This is a genomic window from Salmonella sp. SAL-020 (assembly GCF_017372215.1).
Taxonomy (GTDB): domain Bacteria; phylum Pseudomonadota; class Gammaproteobacteria; order Enterobacterales; family Enterobacteriaceae; genus Salmonella; species Salmonella enterica.
The window spans coordinates 2,748,051-2,763,666 of the sequence record NZ_CP071690.1 but is presented as its reverse complement, the minus strand read 5'-3'; the positions used below and the strand labels follow the sequence as shown (position 1 = coordinate 2,763,666).

Annotated in this window: 15 protein-coding genes, 3 tRNA genes and 2 pseudogenes; 16 read left to right on the top strand and 4 right to left on the bottom strand. The window is 50.0% G+C overall.

All coding sequences use genetic code 11. From position 1 onward, the window contains the following. Window positions 1-2: 2 nt before the first annotated feature. The 10 genes and pseudogenes from uvrY (at window position 3) to J1G48_RS13495 (ending at window position 7,219) form a co-directional block, all read left to right on the top strand. On the top strand, window positions 3-659 hold the full coding sequence (gene uvrY, locus J1G48_RS13540) for a UvrY/SirA/GacA family response regulator transcription factor (protein ID WP_000611323.1): 657 nt from the start codon (window positions 3-5) through the stop codon (window positions 657-659). After that, window positions 656-2,488 (top strand): excinuclease ABC subunit UvrC, encoded by a 1,833-nt coding sequence (gene uvrC / locus J1G48_RS13535; RefSeq protein WP_001289463.1) that lies wholly within the window; start codon window positions 656-658, stop codon window positions 2,486-2,488. Before uvrY ends, uvrC begins: the two co-directional genes overlap by 4 nt. Window positions 2,489-2,544: 56 nt before the next feature. Then, window positions 2,545-3,093: a CDP-diacylglycerol--glycerol-3-phosphate 3-phosphatidyltransferase gene (pgsA, locus tag J1G48_RS13530; RefSeq protein ID WP_001160192.1), complete on the top strand. Its 549-nt coding sequence runs from the start codon at window positions 2,545-2,547 to the stop codon at window positions 3,091-3,093. Window positions 3,094-3,244: 151 nt separating this feature from the next. Beyond that, window positions 3,245-3,320, top strand: a tRNA-Gly gene (locus J1G48_RS13525). 51 nt (window positions 3,321-3,371) lie between these two features. After that, window positions 3,372-3,445: transfer RNA gene (locus tag J1G48_RS13520), tRNA-Cys, on the top strand. A gap of 11 nt (window positions 3,446-3,456) precedes the next feature. Then, window positions 3,457-3,543 (top strand) — tRNA-Leu (locus tag J1G48_RS13515). A 248-nt stretch (window positions 3,544-3,791) separates the two neighbouring features. Continuing rightward, a pseudogene (locus J1G48_RS13510) lies at window positions 3,792-4,123 on the top strand (hypothetical protein). 213 nt (window positions 4,124-4,336) lie between these two features. Next, entirely contained in the window at window positions 4,337-5,776 is a 1,440-nt protein-coding gene (locus J1G48_RS13505) for an SH3 domain-containing C40 family peptidase (RefSeq protein ID WP_012543343.1), read from the top strand. 212 nt (window positions 5,777-5,988) lie between these two features. Continuing rightward, entirely contained in the window at window positions 5,989-6,315 is a 327-nt protein-coding gene (locus J1G48_RS13500; protein ID WP_000240837.1) for a glucose-6-phosphate dehydrogenase, read from the top strand. Window positions 6,316-6,553: 238 nt separating this feature from the next. Further along, window positions 6,554-7,219, top strand: coding sequence for a YecA family protein (locus J1G48_RS13495; protein WP_000781521.1), 666 nt, complete (start codon window positions 6,554-6,556; stop codon window positions 7,217-7,219). 74 nt (window positions 7,220-7,293) lie between these two features. On the opposite strand, the gene tyrP is transcribed toward J1G48_RS13495, so the two are convergent. Continuing rightward, entirely contained in the window at window positions 7,294-8,505 is a 1,212-nt protein-coding gene (gene tyrP / locus J1G48_RS13490; protein WP_001680383.1) for a tyrosine transporter TyrP, read from the bottom strand. A 226-nt stretch (window positions 8,506-8,731) separates the two neighbouring features. On the opposite strand from tyrP, the gene J1G48_RS13485 reads away from it, so the two are divergent. After that, entirely contained in the window at window positions 8,732-8,971 is a 240-nt protein-coding gene (locus J1G48_RS13485) for a YecH family metal-binding protein (protein WP_000377238.1), read from the top strand. A gap of 45 nt (window positions 8,972-9,016) precedes the next feature. On the opposite strand, the gene ftnA is transcribed toward J1G48_RS13485, so the two are convergent. Continuing rightward, window positions 9,017-9,514 carry a non-heme ferritin gene (ftnA, locus tag J1G48_RS13480; RefSeq protein ID WP_000920611.1) on the bottom strand — a complete coding sequence of 166 codons (498 nt, stop codon included), beginning with the start codon at window positions 9,512-9,514 and terminating at the stop codon, window positions 9,017-9,019. A gap of 239 nt (window positions 9,515-9,753) precedes the next feature. Next, window positions 9,754-10,089, bottom strand: a complete 336-nt coding sequence (locus tag J1G48_RS13475; protein ID WP_000803229.1) for a YecR-like lipofamily protein — start codon at window positions 10,087-10,089, stop codon at window positions 9,754-9,756. Window positions 10,090-10,344: 255 nt separating this feature from the next. Here J1G48_RS13475 and J1G48_RS13470 point away from each other — a divergent pair, with 255 nt between their 5' ends. Continuing rightward, entirely contained in the window at window positions 10,345-10,983 is a 639-nt protein-coding gene (locus J1G48_RS13470; protein ID WP_000684804.1) for an RpiB/LacA/LacB family sugar-phosphate isomerase, read from the top strand. 178 nt (window positions 10,984-11,161) lie between these two features. Here the strand turns inward: J1G48_RS13470 and J1G48_RS13465 are convergent, their stop codons facing one another. Then, on the bottom strand, window positions 11,162-11,665 hold the full coding sequence (locus tag J1G48_RS13465) for a non-heme ferritin-like protein (RefSeq protein ID WP_000741707.1): 504 nt from the start codon (window positions 11,663-11,665) through the stop codon (window positions 11,162-11,164). A 549-nt stretch (window positions 11,666-12,214) separates the two neighbouring features. Here J1G48_RS13465 and J1G48_RS13460 point away from each other — a divergent pair. The 4 genes and pseudogenes from J1G48_RS13460 (at window position 12,215) to otsA (ending at window position 15,605) form a co-directional block, all read left to right on the top strand. Continuing rightward, the gene (locus tag J1G48_RS13460) at window positions 12,215-12,772 is read left to right on the top strand and encodes a DJ-1/PfpI family protein (RefSeq protein ID WP_000754796.1); all 558 of its coding nucleotides are present in this window, start codon (window positions 12,215-12,217) and stop codon (window positions 12,770-12,772) included. 228 nt (window positions 12,773-13,000) lie between these two features. Further along, a pseudogene (gene araH / locus J1G48_RS13455) lies at window positions 13,001-13,183 on the top strand (L-arabinose ABC transporter permease AraH); the annotation flags it as partial. 222 nt (window positions 13,184-13,405) lie between these two features. After that, window positions 13,406-14,209 carry a trehalose-phosphatase gene (gene otsB, locus J1G48_RS13450; RefSeq protein WP_000840114.1) on the top strand — a complete coding sequence of 268 codons (804 nt, stop codon included), beginning with the start codon at window positions 13,406-13,408 and terminating at the stop codon, window positions 14,207-14,209. Continuing rightward, window positions 14,184-15,605 carry an alpha,alpha-trehalose-phosphate synthase gene (gene otsA, locus J1G48_RS13445; RefSeq protein ID WP_000089042.1) on the top strand — a complete coding sequence of 474 codons (1,422 nt, stop codon included), beginning with the start codon at window positions 14,184-14,186 and terminating at the stop codon, window positions 15,603-15,605. Before otsB ends, otsA begins: the two co-directional genes overlap by 26 nt. Window positions 15,606-15,616 lie beyond the last annotated feature (11 nt).

Below are 15,616 nucleotides of genomic sequence, written 5' to 3'. Positions count from 1 at the left end.
CTTTGATCAACGTTCTTCTTGTTGATGACCACGAACTGGTGCGCGCAGGGATACGACGCATTCTTGAAGATATAAAGGGCATTAAAGTTGTCGGTGAAGCGTGCTGCGGAGAGGATGCGGTAAAATGGTGCCGTACTAACGCCGTTGACGTCGTGCTGATGGATATGAACATGCCCGGTATTGGCGGCCTTGAGGCGACGCGTAAAATTGCCCGATCGACAGCGGATATCAAAGTGATCATGCTGACCGTCCATACGGAGAACCCGTTGCCCGCCAAAGTGATGCAGGCTGGCGCAGCTGGCTATCTCAGCAAAGGCGCTGCGCCTCAGGAGGTGGTGAGCGCTATTCGTTCGGTGTATTCCGGACAACGTTATATCGCCTCCGATATCGCTCAGCAGATGGCGCTCAGTCAGATTGAGCCTGCAAAAACGGAAACGCCGTTCGCCAGTTTGTCTGAACGCGAGTTGCAGATTATGCTGATGATCACCAAGGGTCAGAAGGTCAATGAGATTTCAGAACAGCTGAATCTCAGTCCTAAAACGGTGAACAGCTATCGCTATCGTATGTTCAGTAAATTAAACATTCATGGTGATGTTGAGCTGACTCACCTGGCAATCCGCCATGGCCTGTGTAATGCGGAGACGTTAACAAGCCAGTGAGTGAAATATTTGACGCAAAGGCGTTTTTGAAAACCGTTACCAGCCAACCCGGTGTCTATCGTATGTATGACGCCGGCGGTACGGTTATTTATGTCGGTAAAGCAAAAGACCTGAAAAAGCGTCTTTCCAGCTACTTTCGCAGCAACCTGGCTTCGCGTAAAACCGAAGCGCTAGTTGCGCAAATTCAACACATTGATGTCACGGTAACGCATACCGAAACGGAAGCGCTGCTGCTTGAGCATAATTACATCAAGTTGTATCAACCGCGTTACAACGTGTTGTTGCGTGATGATAAATCCTATCCTTTTATTTTTCTGAGCGGCGATACCCATCCGCGTCTGGCGATGCACCGTGGCGCCAAACATGCGAAAGGCGAGTACTTCGGCCCATTTCCTAATGGCTATGCCGTGCGGGAAACGCTGGCGCTGTTACAGAAAATTTTCCCTATCCGCCAGTGCGAAAACAGCGTATATCGCAACCGCTCGCGTCCTTGCCTGCAATATCAGATTGGCCGCTGTTTAGGCCCCTGCGTTGCAGGACTGGTCAGCGAGGAGGAGTATGCGCAACAGGTGGAGTATGTCCGGTTGTTTTTGTCCGGTAAGGACGACCAGGTCTTAACACAGCTGATTGCCCGGATGGAAAAGGCCAGCCAGGATCTGGCATTTGAAGAGGCGGCGCGTATTCGCGATCAGATCCAGGCGGTACGCCGGGTCACGGAAAAACAGTTTGTCTCCAATGCGGGCGACGATCTCGACGTTATCGGCGTGGCTTTTGATGCGGGTATGGCCTGTGTGCATGTGCTGTTTATTCGCCAGGGTAAGGTGCTGGGCAGCCGCAGCTATTTTCCAAAAGTACCTGGCGGTACGGAACTGGGCGAAGTGGTGGAAACCTTTGTCGGGCAGTTTTACCTGCAGGGTAGCCAGATGCGCACGCTACCGGGCGAGATACTGCTCGATTTTAATCTGAGTGATAAAACGCTGCTGGCCGATTCGTTGTCGGAACTTGCCGGACGGCGTATTCATGTCCAGACAAAACCGCGCGGCGATCGCGCCCGTTATCTCAAGCTGGCGCGGACCAACGCGGCAACGGCCTTAATCACTAAACTCTCGCAGCAGTCCACCATCACGCAGCGTTTGACCGCGCTGGCGGCGGTATTAAAACTTCCTGCGATCAAGCGGATGGAGTGTTTTGACATCAGCCATACCATGGGGGAGCAAACGGTCGCATCCTGTGTGGTATTTGACGCTAACGGGCCGTTACGCGCCGAGTATCGTCGTTATAATATCGCGGGCATCACGCCGGGTGATGACTACGCGGCGATGAATCAGGTGCTACGTCGGCGTTATGGCAAGGCCATAGAAGAAAGTAAGATTCCGGATGTTATTCTGATCGACGGCGGAAAAGGGCAGCTCGCCCAGGCGAAAGCCGTTTTCGCTGAGCTGGATGTCCCCTGGGATAAGCATCGTCCTTTGCTGCTTGGCGTCGCCAAAGGCGCGGACAGAAAGGCCGGTCTGGAAATACTCTTTTTTGAACCGGAAGGCGAGGGGTTTAGCCTGCCGCCGGACTCGCCGGCGCTGCATGTTATTCAGCATATTCGCGATGAGTCGCACGATCACGCGATCGGCGGGCACCGTAAAAAACGCGCGAAGGTTAAAAATACCAGTACGCTGGAAACTATTGAAGGCGTTGGGCCTAAACGTCGCCAGATGCTGCTGAAATATATGGGCGGTTTGCAAGGACTACGTAACGCCAGCGTAGAAGAAATTGCAAAAGTGCCGGGTATTTCGCAAGGTCTGGCAGAAAAGATCTTCTGGTCGTTGAAACATTGAGGCCACTGTAGCAACATAGGGGTAATTTCACTGACAACAGATAGTTACCCGTCACTATGCAATTTAATATCCCTACGTTGCTCACGCTGTTTCGCGTCATCCTGATTCCATTCTTTGTCGTGGTGTTTTATTTGCCGTTCGCCTGGGCGCCGATGGTCAGCGCGCTGATTTTCTGTATTGCCGCGATTACCGACTGGTTTGACGGCTTTCTGGCGCGACGCTGGAACCAGAGTACGCGTTTCGGCGCTTTCCTCGACCCCGTCGCCGACAAGGTGCTGGTGGCGATCGCCATGGTGCTGGTCACCGAGCATTATCATAGCTGGTGGGTGACGTTACCTGCGGCGACGATGATAGCCCGCGAAATTATTATCTCTGCTCTGCGTGAATGGATGGCGGAGCTGGGCAAACGCAGTAGTGTAGCGGTCTCCTGGATCGGTAAAGTCAAAACTACCGCGCAGATGGTGGCGCTGGCGTGGCTCTTGTGGCGTCCGAATATCTGGGTAGAGTATGCCGGGATCGCGCTTTTCTTTGTCGCAGCGGTGCTAACATTGTGGTCCATGTTGCAATATTTGAGCGCTGCACGTGGAGATTTGCTTGATCAGTGATCGTTTCGCCGCAAATTTCAGCAAACGATCGTGAGTGACGAAAAATATCGTTGACTCAGTGCGTCAGGTAAGTAGAATGCAACGCATCGAACGGCAGCACTGATTGCCAGACGATAACAAAATCAAGTGATTAACAAAGTTGCTTGATACTGCGGGAATAGCTCAGTTGGTAGAGCACGACCTTGCCAAGGTCGGGGTCGCGAGTTCGAGTCTCGTTTCCCGCTCCAGTTTAAAAGCATTGGCGTAAAGCGGATGCTGGCTGAAAAGCCAAAAAATTTGGCGCGTTAACAAAGCGGTTATGTAGCGGATTGCAAATCCGTCTAGTCCGGTTCGACTCCGGAACGCGCCTCCAATTTTTCCCGAGCCCGGATGGTGGAATCGGTAGACACAAGGGATTTAAAATCCCTCGGCGTTCGCGCTGTGCGGGTTCAAGTCCCGCTCCGGGTACCATGGGAAAGACAAGAATAATCAAAGCAATAAGCAGTGTCGTGAAACCACCTACGGGTGGTTTTTTTGTGCCTTCAATTTGTATGCCGACCGCGAGCGTGAACTCTCCAGTGCGATACACAGTAAAAAACACCGGTAGCGGCATTTCTGCCAGTACAACAGTTATGTGCTACCGACCCGCAAGAACTTATGCCCGGTAAATACTAAACGTCGGGTAAATCAGCCGATAAAATCCATTAATCTGTATAAAAATGCTGATATGTTTTATGCCTGCTTTATTAAAGAGAGTAGGTCTGCCAGTGAAATATACCGATAATGCAAAATTATTTATTAGCTTCATTAATATTGGGATTGTAGGTTGCGCTTTTTTACTTTTTTTATTTTGTATGAGCCTGAGAGTGCAATCGTAACCTACTCTCTTCCAGGAGAGCCTTCCTCTTCAACATGTGATGCGCGTAATTTTATTGGCTACGTCGATGAAAACGACTTTGCAGAGTATATAAAAAAAGTAGAACTGACGCGCTACAGTATGTATTGTCTGAAAAAAACAGGGGCGGGTCAGTGGAGTATTTATGCAAATTAAACGAATATATAACTGTTCAGGGGTGTTTTCTGCACAATTTAATTAAAGGTAGATAGCGAACTAATATTCATCATAAGGTAATGTGATCCGCATCATGCTTTAATCACGTTTTGCAATATTGTCTTAATAACAGGTCAACTACAGATAATTTCGGGTTTTCGTGAATGGCGGTTTTGGTCAGTCTCTATATTATGCTTTCCCCGCTTTACGGAGATGATGATGCAAAAGAAAACCTGGGCCGTTTTATTGATACCATTGTGCCTCACCGCTTGCCACCAGACGACCTACCGATCAACAGCCAAAGATGAAATTCTCACAGGGAGCTATATTGACCCGACCAAAACACGCTTTCCGTTAGCGGATTATTCACAGTCGGTTGATAAATGGATACCTCCGGACTCGGCTGATTACACTATTCCGGTTATTGATAGTGCTACCCAACAACGCTACTTTAACGCACTAAAATCTCATTATTTCGGAATGGACAGTGAAGCGCACTCGCCGTGGAATGGTTTTTATATTACCGCATTGCTGAAAAAAAACGCAGCACAGGCCCGGGATGCCAGTATTAAGCAGTTTCTTAGCGACGGCAGTGCTTATTGGGGGGAAAACTTCAGACTTTATACCTCTCGCTGGAAAGAGGAGGTTAGAGGGAATACGGATACGCAGATTGACAATATCTATAATGCCTCCCGGCGAGGCATTATGGTCAGAGAAAGTTTAGTCAGAGCGCTGCCAACGGACGACCCGCTCTTTAACGATCCCCGTCAGGCGGGCGAGGGGTATCCGTTTGATAATTTACAAATGTCTTCGCTGCGTCCCGGTACGCCGGTCTATACGCTGACGAAGAGCAAAGACCAACGCTGGCAATATGTCGTTTCACCAGCGGTAACTGGCTGGGTTCATAGTGAAGATATTGCCAGTACGGATCAGAAATTTATAACACAGTGGGTTTTGCTCGCTCACAAGCAACTGGGGGCATTTATCAACGCGCCGGTTTCTGTCCATGCCGCAGGCGTCTATTATTTCACCGGGCGGCCGGGCACTATTTTACCGTTCCGGCATCAACGGGCGGGCCAGTTCCTCATTGCGGCGCCAGTTCGCGACAGCAACGGTCGCGCGTTTATCCATTGGGTCTGGCTAAGCGGTAACGAGTTTACGGCTATGCCGTGGAAAATGACGCCGGAAAATATCGCCGTGCTAATGAAAGCAATGCACGGCGCCCCCTACGGTTGGGGAAATTTTAACTTTTATAATGATTGTTCAGCCGAAGTCCGCAGCCTGTTAATGCCGTTTGGCATATTCCTGCCCAGACATTCATCCGCGCAGGTAGAGGCGGCTGGACGGGTGGTCGATCTTAGTCATAAAAATCCCCAAATGCGGATCGATTATCTCACCAGATACGGAAAGCCGTTTACTACGCTGGTCTATATTCCAGGGCATATTATGCTGTATATCGGTAACACAACCATGAATGGGCAGGTTATGCCGATGACTTATCAGAATATCTGGGGATTGCGCCCAAACCATGCTAATAGCCGGAGCATTATCGGTGAGGCAGTATTTTTGCCGTTACTGCGTTTTTATCCTGAAAATCCTGAGCTGATATCGCTGGCTGGTAAGGTTCTGTTTAAGCTTGGTTATATAGAATAGGTTGACAAACTGTGTTATCGCGGAAGATATGATTAAGGCAACCGTGCGCGTGGATATAAAGAGAGTATCCCTGTAAACTGTGTCTGAAAAAAGTATGCGCTATAGTGCGGGCTGTTTATTTGAAATACTATCTGGAGCTGATTCTGGATGTGATTATGTGCCTCACACATTGAAGTGAGAGTTATTGCTGGTGGTATCTGGCTGGAGGCTGGGTGGTAAAAAGACGTAATTTATTGCATTTTAATAACGGTGCCCGATCAGAGCGCGATCTTGGGGATCTGGTCACTAAAGTTTTTGAGAAAGCGGCGAAAAAAGAACCGCAACCGCTATACACATTTAGCCTGCCGTTGCTGAGTGTGCAGGATGAGATCCGTGTTTACTGTAAGAAAAAAAATATCAAAATAGGGTACGATACGCTGTTTATGGAAATAACCTTTTCTGCTGACAGAGAAGCGGTAGACGAACTCATTAAACACTTTTTTACTGAAAATAAGCTCTATTTGAGAGGGCGGTTTTATCTGTCCGCGGCGGTGGTATAAGTTAGCATGAGTATAATATAGCGAGAAACCCATCTCTCGCTTTTGTGTGGGGCGAGCGTTTCCTGGCGGAAAATCTGCGCCCTGATCCTCCTTTTGTGCGTTAACTTCCGGAATCCTCCTCATTTCGTGTTAATCTGGCCCCTGATGGTTGCCATCCAAACTGCCTGCAAAAAAATTATTTTTATCCGCTGCAATGTAAGAGGCCTACAGGCGGAAGTCATCACTGAGGAAAAGCGTTATGAAAATGGAACCATTAAACGAGAACGAGCTGGAATGGCTGGATGATGTGCTGACGAAATACAATACCGATCAGGCCATTTTGGATGTCGCGGAGCTGGACGGTCTGATTACTGCGGTACTAAGTTCTCCGCGTCCCATCGAGCCGGAACAGTGGCTGGTCGCGATATGGGGGGGACCCGCGTACGTACCGCGCTGGACATCTGAAAAAGAAATGACGCGATTTATGGATCTGGTGTTCCAGCACATGGCGGACACAGCCGCCCGGCTTGAAGATTATCCAGAACAGTTCGAGCCGCTGTTTGGCCTGCGAGAAGTTGATGGCCATGAATTAACGATTGTTGAAGAATGGTGCTTTGGTTACATGCGCGGAGTGTCGCTGTCCGACTGGTCTGACTTGCCGGATACGCTAAAACCGGCGCTGGAAGCGATTGCCTTACACGGCACTGAAGAAAACTTTGCGCTGTTGGATAAAATGAGCCCGGAAGCGTTCGATAAAAGCGTTGACGCTATCCGTATCGCGGCGCTTGAGCTTCATGCCTGGTGGATGGCGCATCCGCACACGACGCCGCTACAGATGCCGATAAAAGCAGAGGTGAAAGTGGGGCGTAACGATCCTTGTCCATGCGGGAGCGGCAAAAAATTTAAGCAGTGCTGCCTGCATTAATGGCTCGTAAACGGCCATAGCGTGACGATTATCGAGCCTGGACGGCGTCCAGGCCCGGTAATCTTTGCCTGGCATTAACCTGGATCGGGCAGAAACCCCAGTGCGATCGAAAACTGGACGCCAATCACGACAATGCCGCAGATAAACACCAGCGCCAGCGCTGGCGTGCCGCCTGCCACACGATATCCCGCCTGAGGGCTCTGTTTACGGCACTGCCAGACCAGCATAGCAGGGATGAGCAGTGCCAGCACTGCCAGCGCTACGCCGGCATAGCCTAATGCCATCACAAATCCACGTGGGTAGAAAAGTGCAAACGCCAGCGGCGGCAGAAAGGTAATCAGCCCGGTTTGCAGACGTCCGGACACCGTACTGCGGCGCTGGAATAGATCGGCCAGGTAATCAAATAATCCTAGCGCTACGCCCAGAAAAGAGGTCGCCAACGCCAGATCGGCGAACAGGTGGACCGCCAGTTCGACATGTGGCGAAGCGACCACTTCTCTGAGCGCCTGCAGCAGGCCATTTAACCCGGCATGGCTGGCCAGTAGCCCTCTGAATGTCGGCGAGTCGATACTTCCCTGCGTGGCGAGCTGCCAAAAAATATAGGCCACTAGCGGAATGGCGCTACCCGTCATAAAGACCCAACGCAGCCGGCGAATGTTGCCGTTCATATAACTCACAATACTCGGTACGCTTCCGTGAAAACCAAACGAGGTGAAAATGACCGGTATGGCGGATAACGCCAGCCCCTGCTGTAAAGGAAGCGTAAGAAGATTTACTTTATGAATATGTGGCGTGAGCAACGCAAGCATGATGACCAGAAAAATGATCTTTGCGCTAAACAGGAAGCGGTTAAAAAGGTCGACCAGCGAGGTGCCCACACACACCACCCCACCGGCAACAAAGGTGAACAGCAGCACCCCGGCAGCGGGCGAGAGCGTGGCGCCAAGCCAGTTATTAATACTGGATGCCAGTAATTCTCCGGCTCCGGAAATGTAGGCGGCGGTGAGCGCATACATTAAGAACATCATACTGAATCCCGTAAGCCACTGTCCGTAACGTCCAAGATAGCGTTTTGCCAACGAGCCCAGTCCGGTATCCGCCGGAACGTGTTGATATACCTCCAGTAATAGTAGCGCGGTATAACACATCAGCGCCCACAGGCCAATCAACAATCCCAGCGTGACGCTGAAACCAACGCCAGCCGCTGCCAGCGGCATTGCCAGCATCCCGGCGCCGATAGTGGTGCCTGCCACGATAAAAATACTGCCCAGAGTTCTGTTTTTCACGCTTTCTACTACCCCGGTAACAAAGAACGGTGATATCCGCGGCGCAGGGTAAGGCATTACGCTATTTTCGTCAAATGGTCGTTACAATGGGTGTACTGTAAAATTTACAGTTCCGGGCATAAAAGCGAATATGGGAGGAGACGCGGGCAACCGCCGCAAACCTGCGCTAGCGCAAAGTCGCTCGCACACGGACACATTAGGCTACGAGTTTTATTCAGGAGGGGTTATGGATTCCATTCACGGTCACGAAGTACTCAACATGATGATTGAGTCTGGCGAGCAGTACACGCATACCTCGCTGGAGGCGGCAATAAAAGCGCGCTTTGGCGAGCGGGCACGATTTCACACCTGTTCAGCGTCAGATATGACGGCGGCGGAACTGGTCGCGTTTCTGGCGGCGAAAGGAAAGTTTATTGCGGTGGAGGACGGTTTTTCAACGCATGAGAGTAAAATCTGCCGCCATTAATACGCCACGGTGAGAGCGCGTCTCACCGTGTAAGGACGTGCTGGATTAATTTTGCGTATCCAGGGTGGAGAGTTCTTTATCAATGAAATAAAGCCCTTCGCCGCTTTTTCCCGCCAGCGTTAATTTATCAATAATAGATTTGAACAGTTTTTCTTCTTCATGCTGTTCTGCCACATACCACTGCAAGAAATTAAATGTCGGATAATCCTGGCTGGTCATTGCGGCATGAGCCAGTTCATTAATTTTTTGCGTAATAAGCTGCTCATGCTCATAGGTCGCGCGGAACAGCTCATCCAGCGAGGCGTACTCAGCGAAGGGCGAAGAAACGGTATGAATGCGCGGCAGGCTTCCGGTATCGGTAAGGTAGTCAAACAGGCGCTGCATATGCGTCATCTCTTCTTGCGCATGGCGACGAAGAAATGCGGCCGCGCCTTCAAAACTGTGATAGCTACACCACGCGCTCATTTGTTGATAGAGCAGGGAGGAGTACAACTCCAGATTCATTTGCTCATTCAGTTTGTCGATCATTTCTGTTTTCAGCATGGTTCCGCTCCACAAATAGCAAAAGATATACGGTAATGTGGCGCCACTATAATTTGTTATTTTATTATTTGCAAAAGGTAAAATATTAAATTTAATTATTAAAAATACGAATGGGAATAAAACGCATTAACGCCAGTGTATAGCGTATAAAAATAAAGAAAAGCCAGCACCTTCATGCTGGCAATAGCGACCCTGCACTCTCCTCCATTGTACATGGTGTCGGCGTTAAGCCAGCCGCCTTAATAATAAAGCGGCATGATTTGCGGGACGGCAACGCCCCGGCACTGCCAGGAGAGGGTAAATCGGGTGTTCAGACACAACGAGCCCGCATAAATGCTACAGGTTCCTACCGGCTGACCAAACGAAACGGCATCGGCATAGCCCATCTGCTGGCATTCGCGTGTTGCGGTCCCGTGAGATACATAGTCATCTGTCCGTGAAGTAAAAAATAGCGGCTGGTTATACGTCAGGCGCACGATGCCGCTTATCGGGCTGGCTTCGCTGACCTGCGCTTGTCGAGTAATGGTGCATCCCGTCAGGGCTAGCAGTGAAAGAGTAAAAATAAGAGGCTTCATAAAATCGCTCCGACAGTTCGGTATCAGACCATGCTACCTCGTGTCTTGCACCGTCAATGGCTGGAATAACTTACGGATTCGCCTTGATTAAAGGTAACGGCAGGGGATTTACAGCGGGAACAGAAAATGTGTGAGCGTCTTTTCATTTAATGAAACTTCGTTTCATTAAATTTGAATGTGTGTTCGCAAATGTGTAATGTGGGCAAAACGTCATGATTTACGCAGGCGCGACCGTCTGCATTCAGGAGGAACACGATGAAAATTGCACTGATGATGGAAAATAGCCAGGCCAGCAAAAATGCCATCATTTATAACGAACTTAGCGCCGTCGCCAATGAAAAGGGATTTCCCGTTTTTAACGTCGGCATGTGCGACGAAAATGACCATCACCTGACGTACATTCATTTAGGCATCATGGCGAGTATTCTGCTTAATGCAAACGCGGTTGATTTTGTGGTTACTGGCTGTGGCACTGGTCAGGGCGCGCTGATGTCGTTAAATATTCATCCAGGTGTCATTTGTGGCTATTGCATCGATCCGGCAGATGCTTTTCTGTTTGCGCAGATCAACAACGGCAATGCGTTGTCCCTGCCATTTGCGAAAGGCTTTGGCTGGGGCGCTGAGCTGAACGTGCGTTTCATCTTTGAAAAAGCGTTTACCGGGCGTAAAGGTGAGGGGTATCCGCCTGAGCGCAAAGCGCCGCAGGTACGCAATGCGGGCATTTTGAATCAGGTTAAGGCCGCGGTCGTCAAAGAGAATTATCTGGATACACTGCGGGCTATCGATCCTGAACTGGTTAAAACGGCGGTTTCAGGGCCGCGTTTCCAGCAATGTTTGTTTGAAAACGGCCAGAATAAAGAAATAGAAGCGTTTGTACGTGAGATGCTGGGGTAATGCCCGGACAAGACAGAGACGTTTCGCGCCTGTCGGCTGGCATGATGTGCCGATAATACGCCAGTAGCGACAGGCGCCACCTCTGGCAAACAGACCAGAAACGGTGTAGGCCGGATAAGCTGCTTCGCGTTGCTATCCGGCTAATAACGTCTCAATATTGTCGCTCGGGGAGCCGCTATCAGTGATGCTGATAGGTCACGACGTTAAGGAGATGCTGATCGGTTTGCGCCAGACATAACCCTGCTCGTTTAGCGCTGCGAACTTCTTCGAGAATAGTTTGTAAAAGTACGCCATCCTGCTGCTGCTCTTTTTCCAGGGTATGGAGAAAATCGAGCGTTGAGGCATCATTCAGCGCTTTCGCTTCATCTGCCAGACGCGACAGCGTGCTGGCGCGTTGCTGATAATCCTCCAGGGTTTTCTGGAACAATTCTTCCAGAGAGCAGAGCTCTTCACCCGGAACGTCAATGGCTTTAACGATAGGGGTGGCGCCGGCGTTTTTCATAAAATTAAACATGCGCATCATTTGCGTCACGTTGCCTTGCGCCTGGGTACGAAGAAAGGTGGCGGTGCCTGTTAAACTGTGTTCAGAACACCATTCGCTTAGATGGAGGTAAAGATTTGATGCGTAAAACTCAAGGTTCATTGGCGTGTTGAGCTTTTGAACCATTCCTACAGCTGCCATAACAATATCCTTATTTCCAGAAAGTGTTGATGTGCATGACAGACGAGAATGCAACGGGCCGTTGTCACATTCTTACCTCTATGCACAATAAATACTCTTAGCAGAAGAACTCCGTTCCGCCAGTCCCTTATGCGATCTCATTTCCTGTTTATCGATCGGTAATGAGAATAGCGCGTCAATAAAAATAAGAAAATCCTTAAATGCAATTGTTTATCTTTTTTTACATTTTCAGCGGTGTGATTTTTTCAGGTGTAATGATTTTTGGTATGTCATTCTTGTAACTATTTGAAAGATAAAAGATATTCTATTTTTTCTGTTTTATGAAACATTGTTTCAGATCATGGGTTAAGCCTTTTAAGTATGTTAATTTCAATAAAATAAACATTAGTCAGTCTGGATATCACACGCATAAACGGTTGAGAGCAAATATGCCTGTTTTTATAAACTAGCCGATTTTGCGGTAGATCATTTTTAATGTCATTAATCATACGAGCACGTTATTCGGTTAAGCGCAGTTTTGCTGGGTGACTCGTTAACAAGGAGCAGTCAATGAAAAAGGTCGCGGTGCTGTTGGCGCCAGGATTTGAAGAAGCAGAGGCCATTGTTACTCTTGATATTCTGCGACGTTTGCATATCGACGTCGAAACGCTGGCGTGTGCTGAATCACGGGCGGTGGTGAGTTACCATGATATTCCTATGGTTGCGGACAGCACGCTGAGTGAACGCCAGCAGGCGCTTTTTGATGCGGTAGTGCTGCCGGGCGGTCCGCAGGGGAGCGCTAATCTGGCGGCTAATCCGGCGGTGATCGCTTTCGTTGCGCGTCATGATGCGGCAGGCAAATTTATTTGTCCTATCTGTTCCGCGGCGGCAAGGGTGCTGGGTGCTCACGGATTGCTGAAGGGGCGTCGTTATGTCTGTTCCGGCGACCTGTGGAAAGCGGTTCCGGAAGGTGTCTATGTGGATGCGCCCGTTGTTGAAGATGGTAATTTAATTAGCGGCAAAGGCTTGGGTCATGTCTTTGATTTCGCGCTAACCCTTTCCGCCAGACTGCTGGGAGACGATGCGCCGGTTCGCGAACAGGCTGAACATATCTATTATCCCTGGTAATCGTTATTCACCCAGGGCCATAAGGATTAGCTGGCTGATGTTATGGATTAATGGGCTGGCTTTCCTGCCTTTTGGCTGATGAATTCGCTCTGGGTTATGTCATTTTCCGCTAAAACTATTCCCGCCATCAGCATTTATCTAATGAATGAAAGACAGTGCACCGTTTTACGTCTTCTCTAACAAAAATCGTTTGATTTTACCCTACATAAAAAACGCTAAAGCAGGTCAATGACTTCCCTGGGTTATGAGTTAATCGTTATTTCTGCGTGCGTATTAGGGGGCGTTTTCCTGAGAGGCGGCCTCGGAAAAATCTCATATGTGGTGGCGAGCGTACTGATATCAGGAACGGTGGAGAACGCGATGAACCTGCTCAACATTTCACCTTTTGCACAGTACGTGGTTCGCGGCTGAATCCTTCTGGCAGCAGTTATCTTCGACCATTATAAGCAAAAAGCGAAGCGTACGATTTGATGAATTAACACTCAACTAAACAGTATAGCTTCACGTCATCGCCAGCCGCTACCCCGGCTGGCGATGGTCTTTCTAAATGGCGAGCAGCGTCACACTGTCTATACTTACATGACTAATGAGACCGTTTGTGAGTCTCAATATGATGATAAGGAGGAGACCAGGGTGGCAGAACCGTTAACCGTATCCCCCGAACTCACTGCGAACTATGCGTATTTTTTTGACCTTGATGGCACATTGGCAGAGATAAAGCCTCATCCCGATCAGGTAGTGGTACCGCATAAAATCCTTCAGTTGTTAGACCGTCTCGCGGCGCACAACGCAGGGGCACTGGCATTGATTTCAGGGCGTTCAATGACTGAGCTGGATGCTTTGGCGAAGCCTTTTCGCTTTCCGCTCGCTGGCGTTCACGGGGCAGAGCGTCGTGACATCAATGGTAAAACCCATATCGTGCGCCTTCCTGAAGCGGTAGTCCGTGAGGTGGAGGCGTTATTACGTTCGACGCTTGTAGCGCTGCCCGGAACGGAGCTGGAGACGAAGGGGATGGCGTTTGCGCTGCACTACCGTCAGGCTCCGGAACATGAAGCGGCGCTGTTGGCACTTGCGCAACACGTTACGCAGCACTGGCCGCAACTGGCGTTGCAGCCTGGTAAATGTGTTGTGGAAATCAAACCTAAGGGAACCAATAAAGGCGAAGCCATTGCTGCCTTTATGCAGGAGGCGCCCTTTGCGGGACGGATTCCCGTTTTTGTGGGCGACGATTTGACCGATGAGGCTGGCTTTGGCGTGGTGAATCACGCTGGCGGAATTTCCGTAAAAGTGGGCGTCGGGGCAACCCAGGCGGCATGGCGGCTGGAAAGCGTACCCGATGTCTGGCGCTGGCTGGAACAAATCAATTATCCACAACAAGAACAACAAGTAATGAATAACAGGAGAGATGGCTATGAGTCGTTTAGTCGTAGTATCTAATCGAATTGCCCCCCCGGATAATAAAGGCGGCGCCGGCGGCCTCGCCGTTGGCGTGCTTGGCGCGCTAAAAGCGGCTGGCGGGTTGTGGTTCGGCTGGAGTGGCGAGACAGGTAACGAGGATGAGCCATTAAAAAAGGTGACAAAAGGTAATATTACCTGGGCATCGTTTAACCTGAGCGAACAAGATTACGAAGATTATTACTGTCAATTTTCCAATGCGGTTCTCTGGCCTGCGTTCCACTATCGTCTGGACCTGGTACAGTTTCAGCGTCCTGCATGGGAAGGCTATATGCGGGTGAATGCGCTATTAGCGGATAAGTTATTGCCCCTCATTAAAGAGAACGACATCATTTGGGTGCATGACTACCACCTGTTACCGTTTGCCAGCGAGCTGCGTAAACGCGGCGTGAACAACCGAATTGGTTTTTTCCTGCATATTCCATTCCCGACCCCGGAGATTTTTAACGCTTTACCGCCGCATGATGAACTGCTGGAGCAGTTGTGTGACTTTGATCTGCTAGGGTTCCAGACCGAAAATGATCGCCTGGCTTTTCTGGATAGCCTTTCGAGTCAAACGCGAGTCACGACTCGCAGCGGCAAGCAGCATATCGCGTGGGGTAAAGACTTCCAGACAGAAGTGTATCCTATCGGTATTGAGCCCGATGAGATTGCTCTGCAGGCTGCCGGGCCGTTGCCGCCTAAACTGGCGCAGCTCAAGGCGGAACTGAAAAATGTGAAGAATATTTTTTCCGTCGAGCGGCTGGATTATTCGAAAGGGCTGCCGGAACGTTTTCTGGCGTATGAAGCGCTACTGGAAAACTACCCGCAGCATCGGGGAAAAATTCGTTATACCCAAATTGCGCCTACGTCACGCGGCGAAGTACAGGCATATCAGGATATTCGCCACCAGCTTGAGACGGAAGCAGGCCGGATTAATGGGAAATATGGACAATTGGGCTGGACGCCGCTCTATTATCTGAATCAGCATTTCGACCGTAAACTGTTAATGAAGATATTCCGTTATTCAGACGTCGGGCTCGTCACCCCGTTGCGTGACGGGATGAACCTGGTGGCGAAAGAGTTTGTCGCCGCGCAGGACCCCGCTAATCCTGGCGTACTGGTACTGTCACAGTTTGCCGGCGCGGCGAATGAACTGACGTCGGCGTTAATCGTCAATCCTTACGATCGGGATGACGTGGCGGCGGCGCTCAATCGTGCGTTAACGATGCCCCTTGCCGAGCGTATTTCGCGCCATGCGGAAATGCTGGACGTGATCGTTAAAAATGACATTAACCGCTGGCAGGAGCGTTTTATTCATGACCTAAAGGAGGTCACGCCGCGTAGCCCTGAGCGCCAGCAGCAGAACAACGTGGCGACGTTCCCTAAGCTGGCCTGAAATATCGCGAG

Coding starts and splice junctions, on each gene's coding strand:
- pgsA (WP_001160192.1), top strand. CDS start 2,545: ATGCAATTTAATATCCCTACGTTGCTCACGCTGTTTCGCGTCATCCTG.
- J1G48_RS13505 (WP_012543343.1), top strand. CDS start 4,337: ATGATGATGCAAAAGAAAACCTGGGCCGTTTTATTGATACCATTGTGC.
- J1G48_RS13495 (WP_000781521.1), top strand. CDS start 6,554: ATGAAAATGGAACCATTAAACGAGAACGAGCTGGAATGGCTGGATGAT.
- J1G48_RS13485 (WP_000377238.1), top strand. CDS start 8,732: ATGGATTCCATTCACGGTCACGAAGTACTCAACATGATGATTGAGTCT.
- ftnA (WP_000920611.1), bottom strand. CDS start 9,514: ATGCTGAAAACAGAAATGATCGACAAACTGAATGAGCAAATGAATCTG.
- J1G48_RS13475 (WP_000803229.1), bottom strand. CDS start 10,089: ATGAAGCCTCTTATTTTTACTCTTTCACTGCTAGCCCTGACGGGATGC.
- J1G48_RS13470 (WP_000684804.1), top strand. CDS start 10,345: ATGAAAATTGCACTGATGATGGAAAATAGCCAGGCCAGCAAAAATGCC.
- J1G48_RS13465 (WP_000741707.1), bottom strand. CDS start 11,665: ATGGCAGCTGTAGGAATGGTTCAAAAGCTCAACACGCCAATGAACCTT.
- J1G48_RS13460 (WP_000754796.1), top strand. CDS start 12,215: ATGAAAAAGGTCGCGGTGCTGTTGGCGCCAGGATTTGAAGAAGCAGAG.
- otsA (WP_000089042.1), top strand. CDS start 14,184: ATGAGTCGTTTAGTCGTAGTATCTAATCGAATTGCCCCCCCGGATAAT.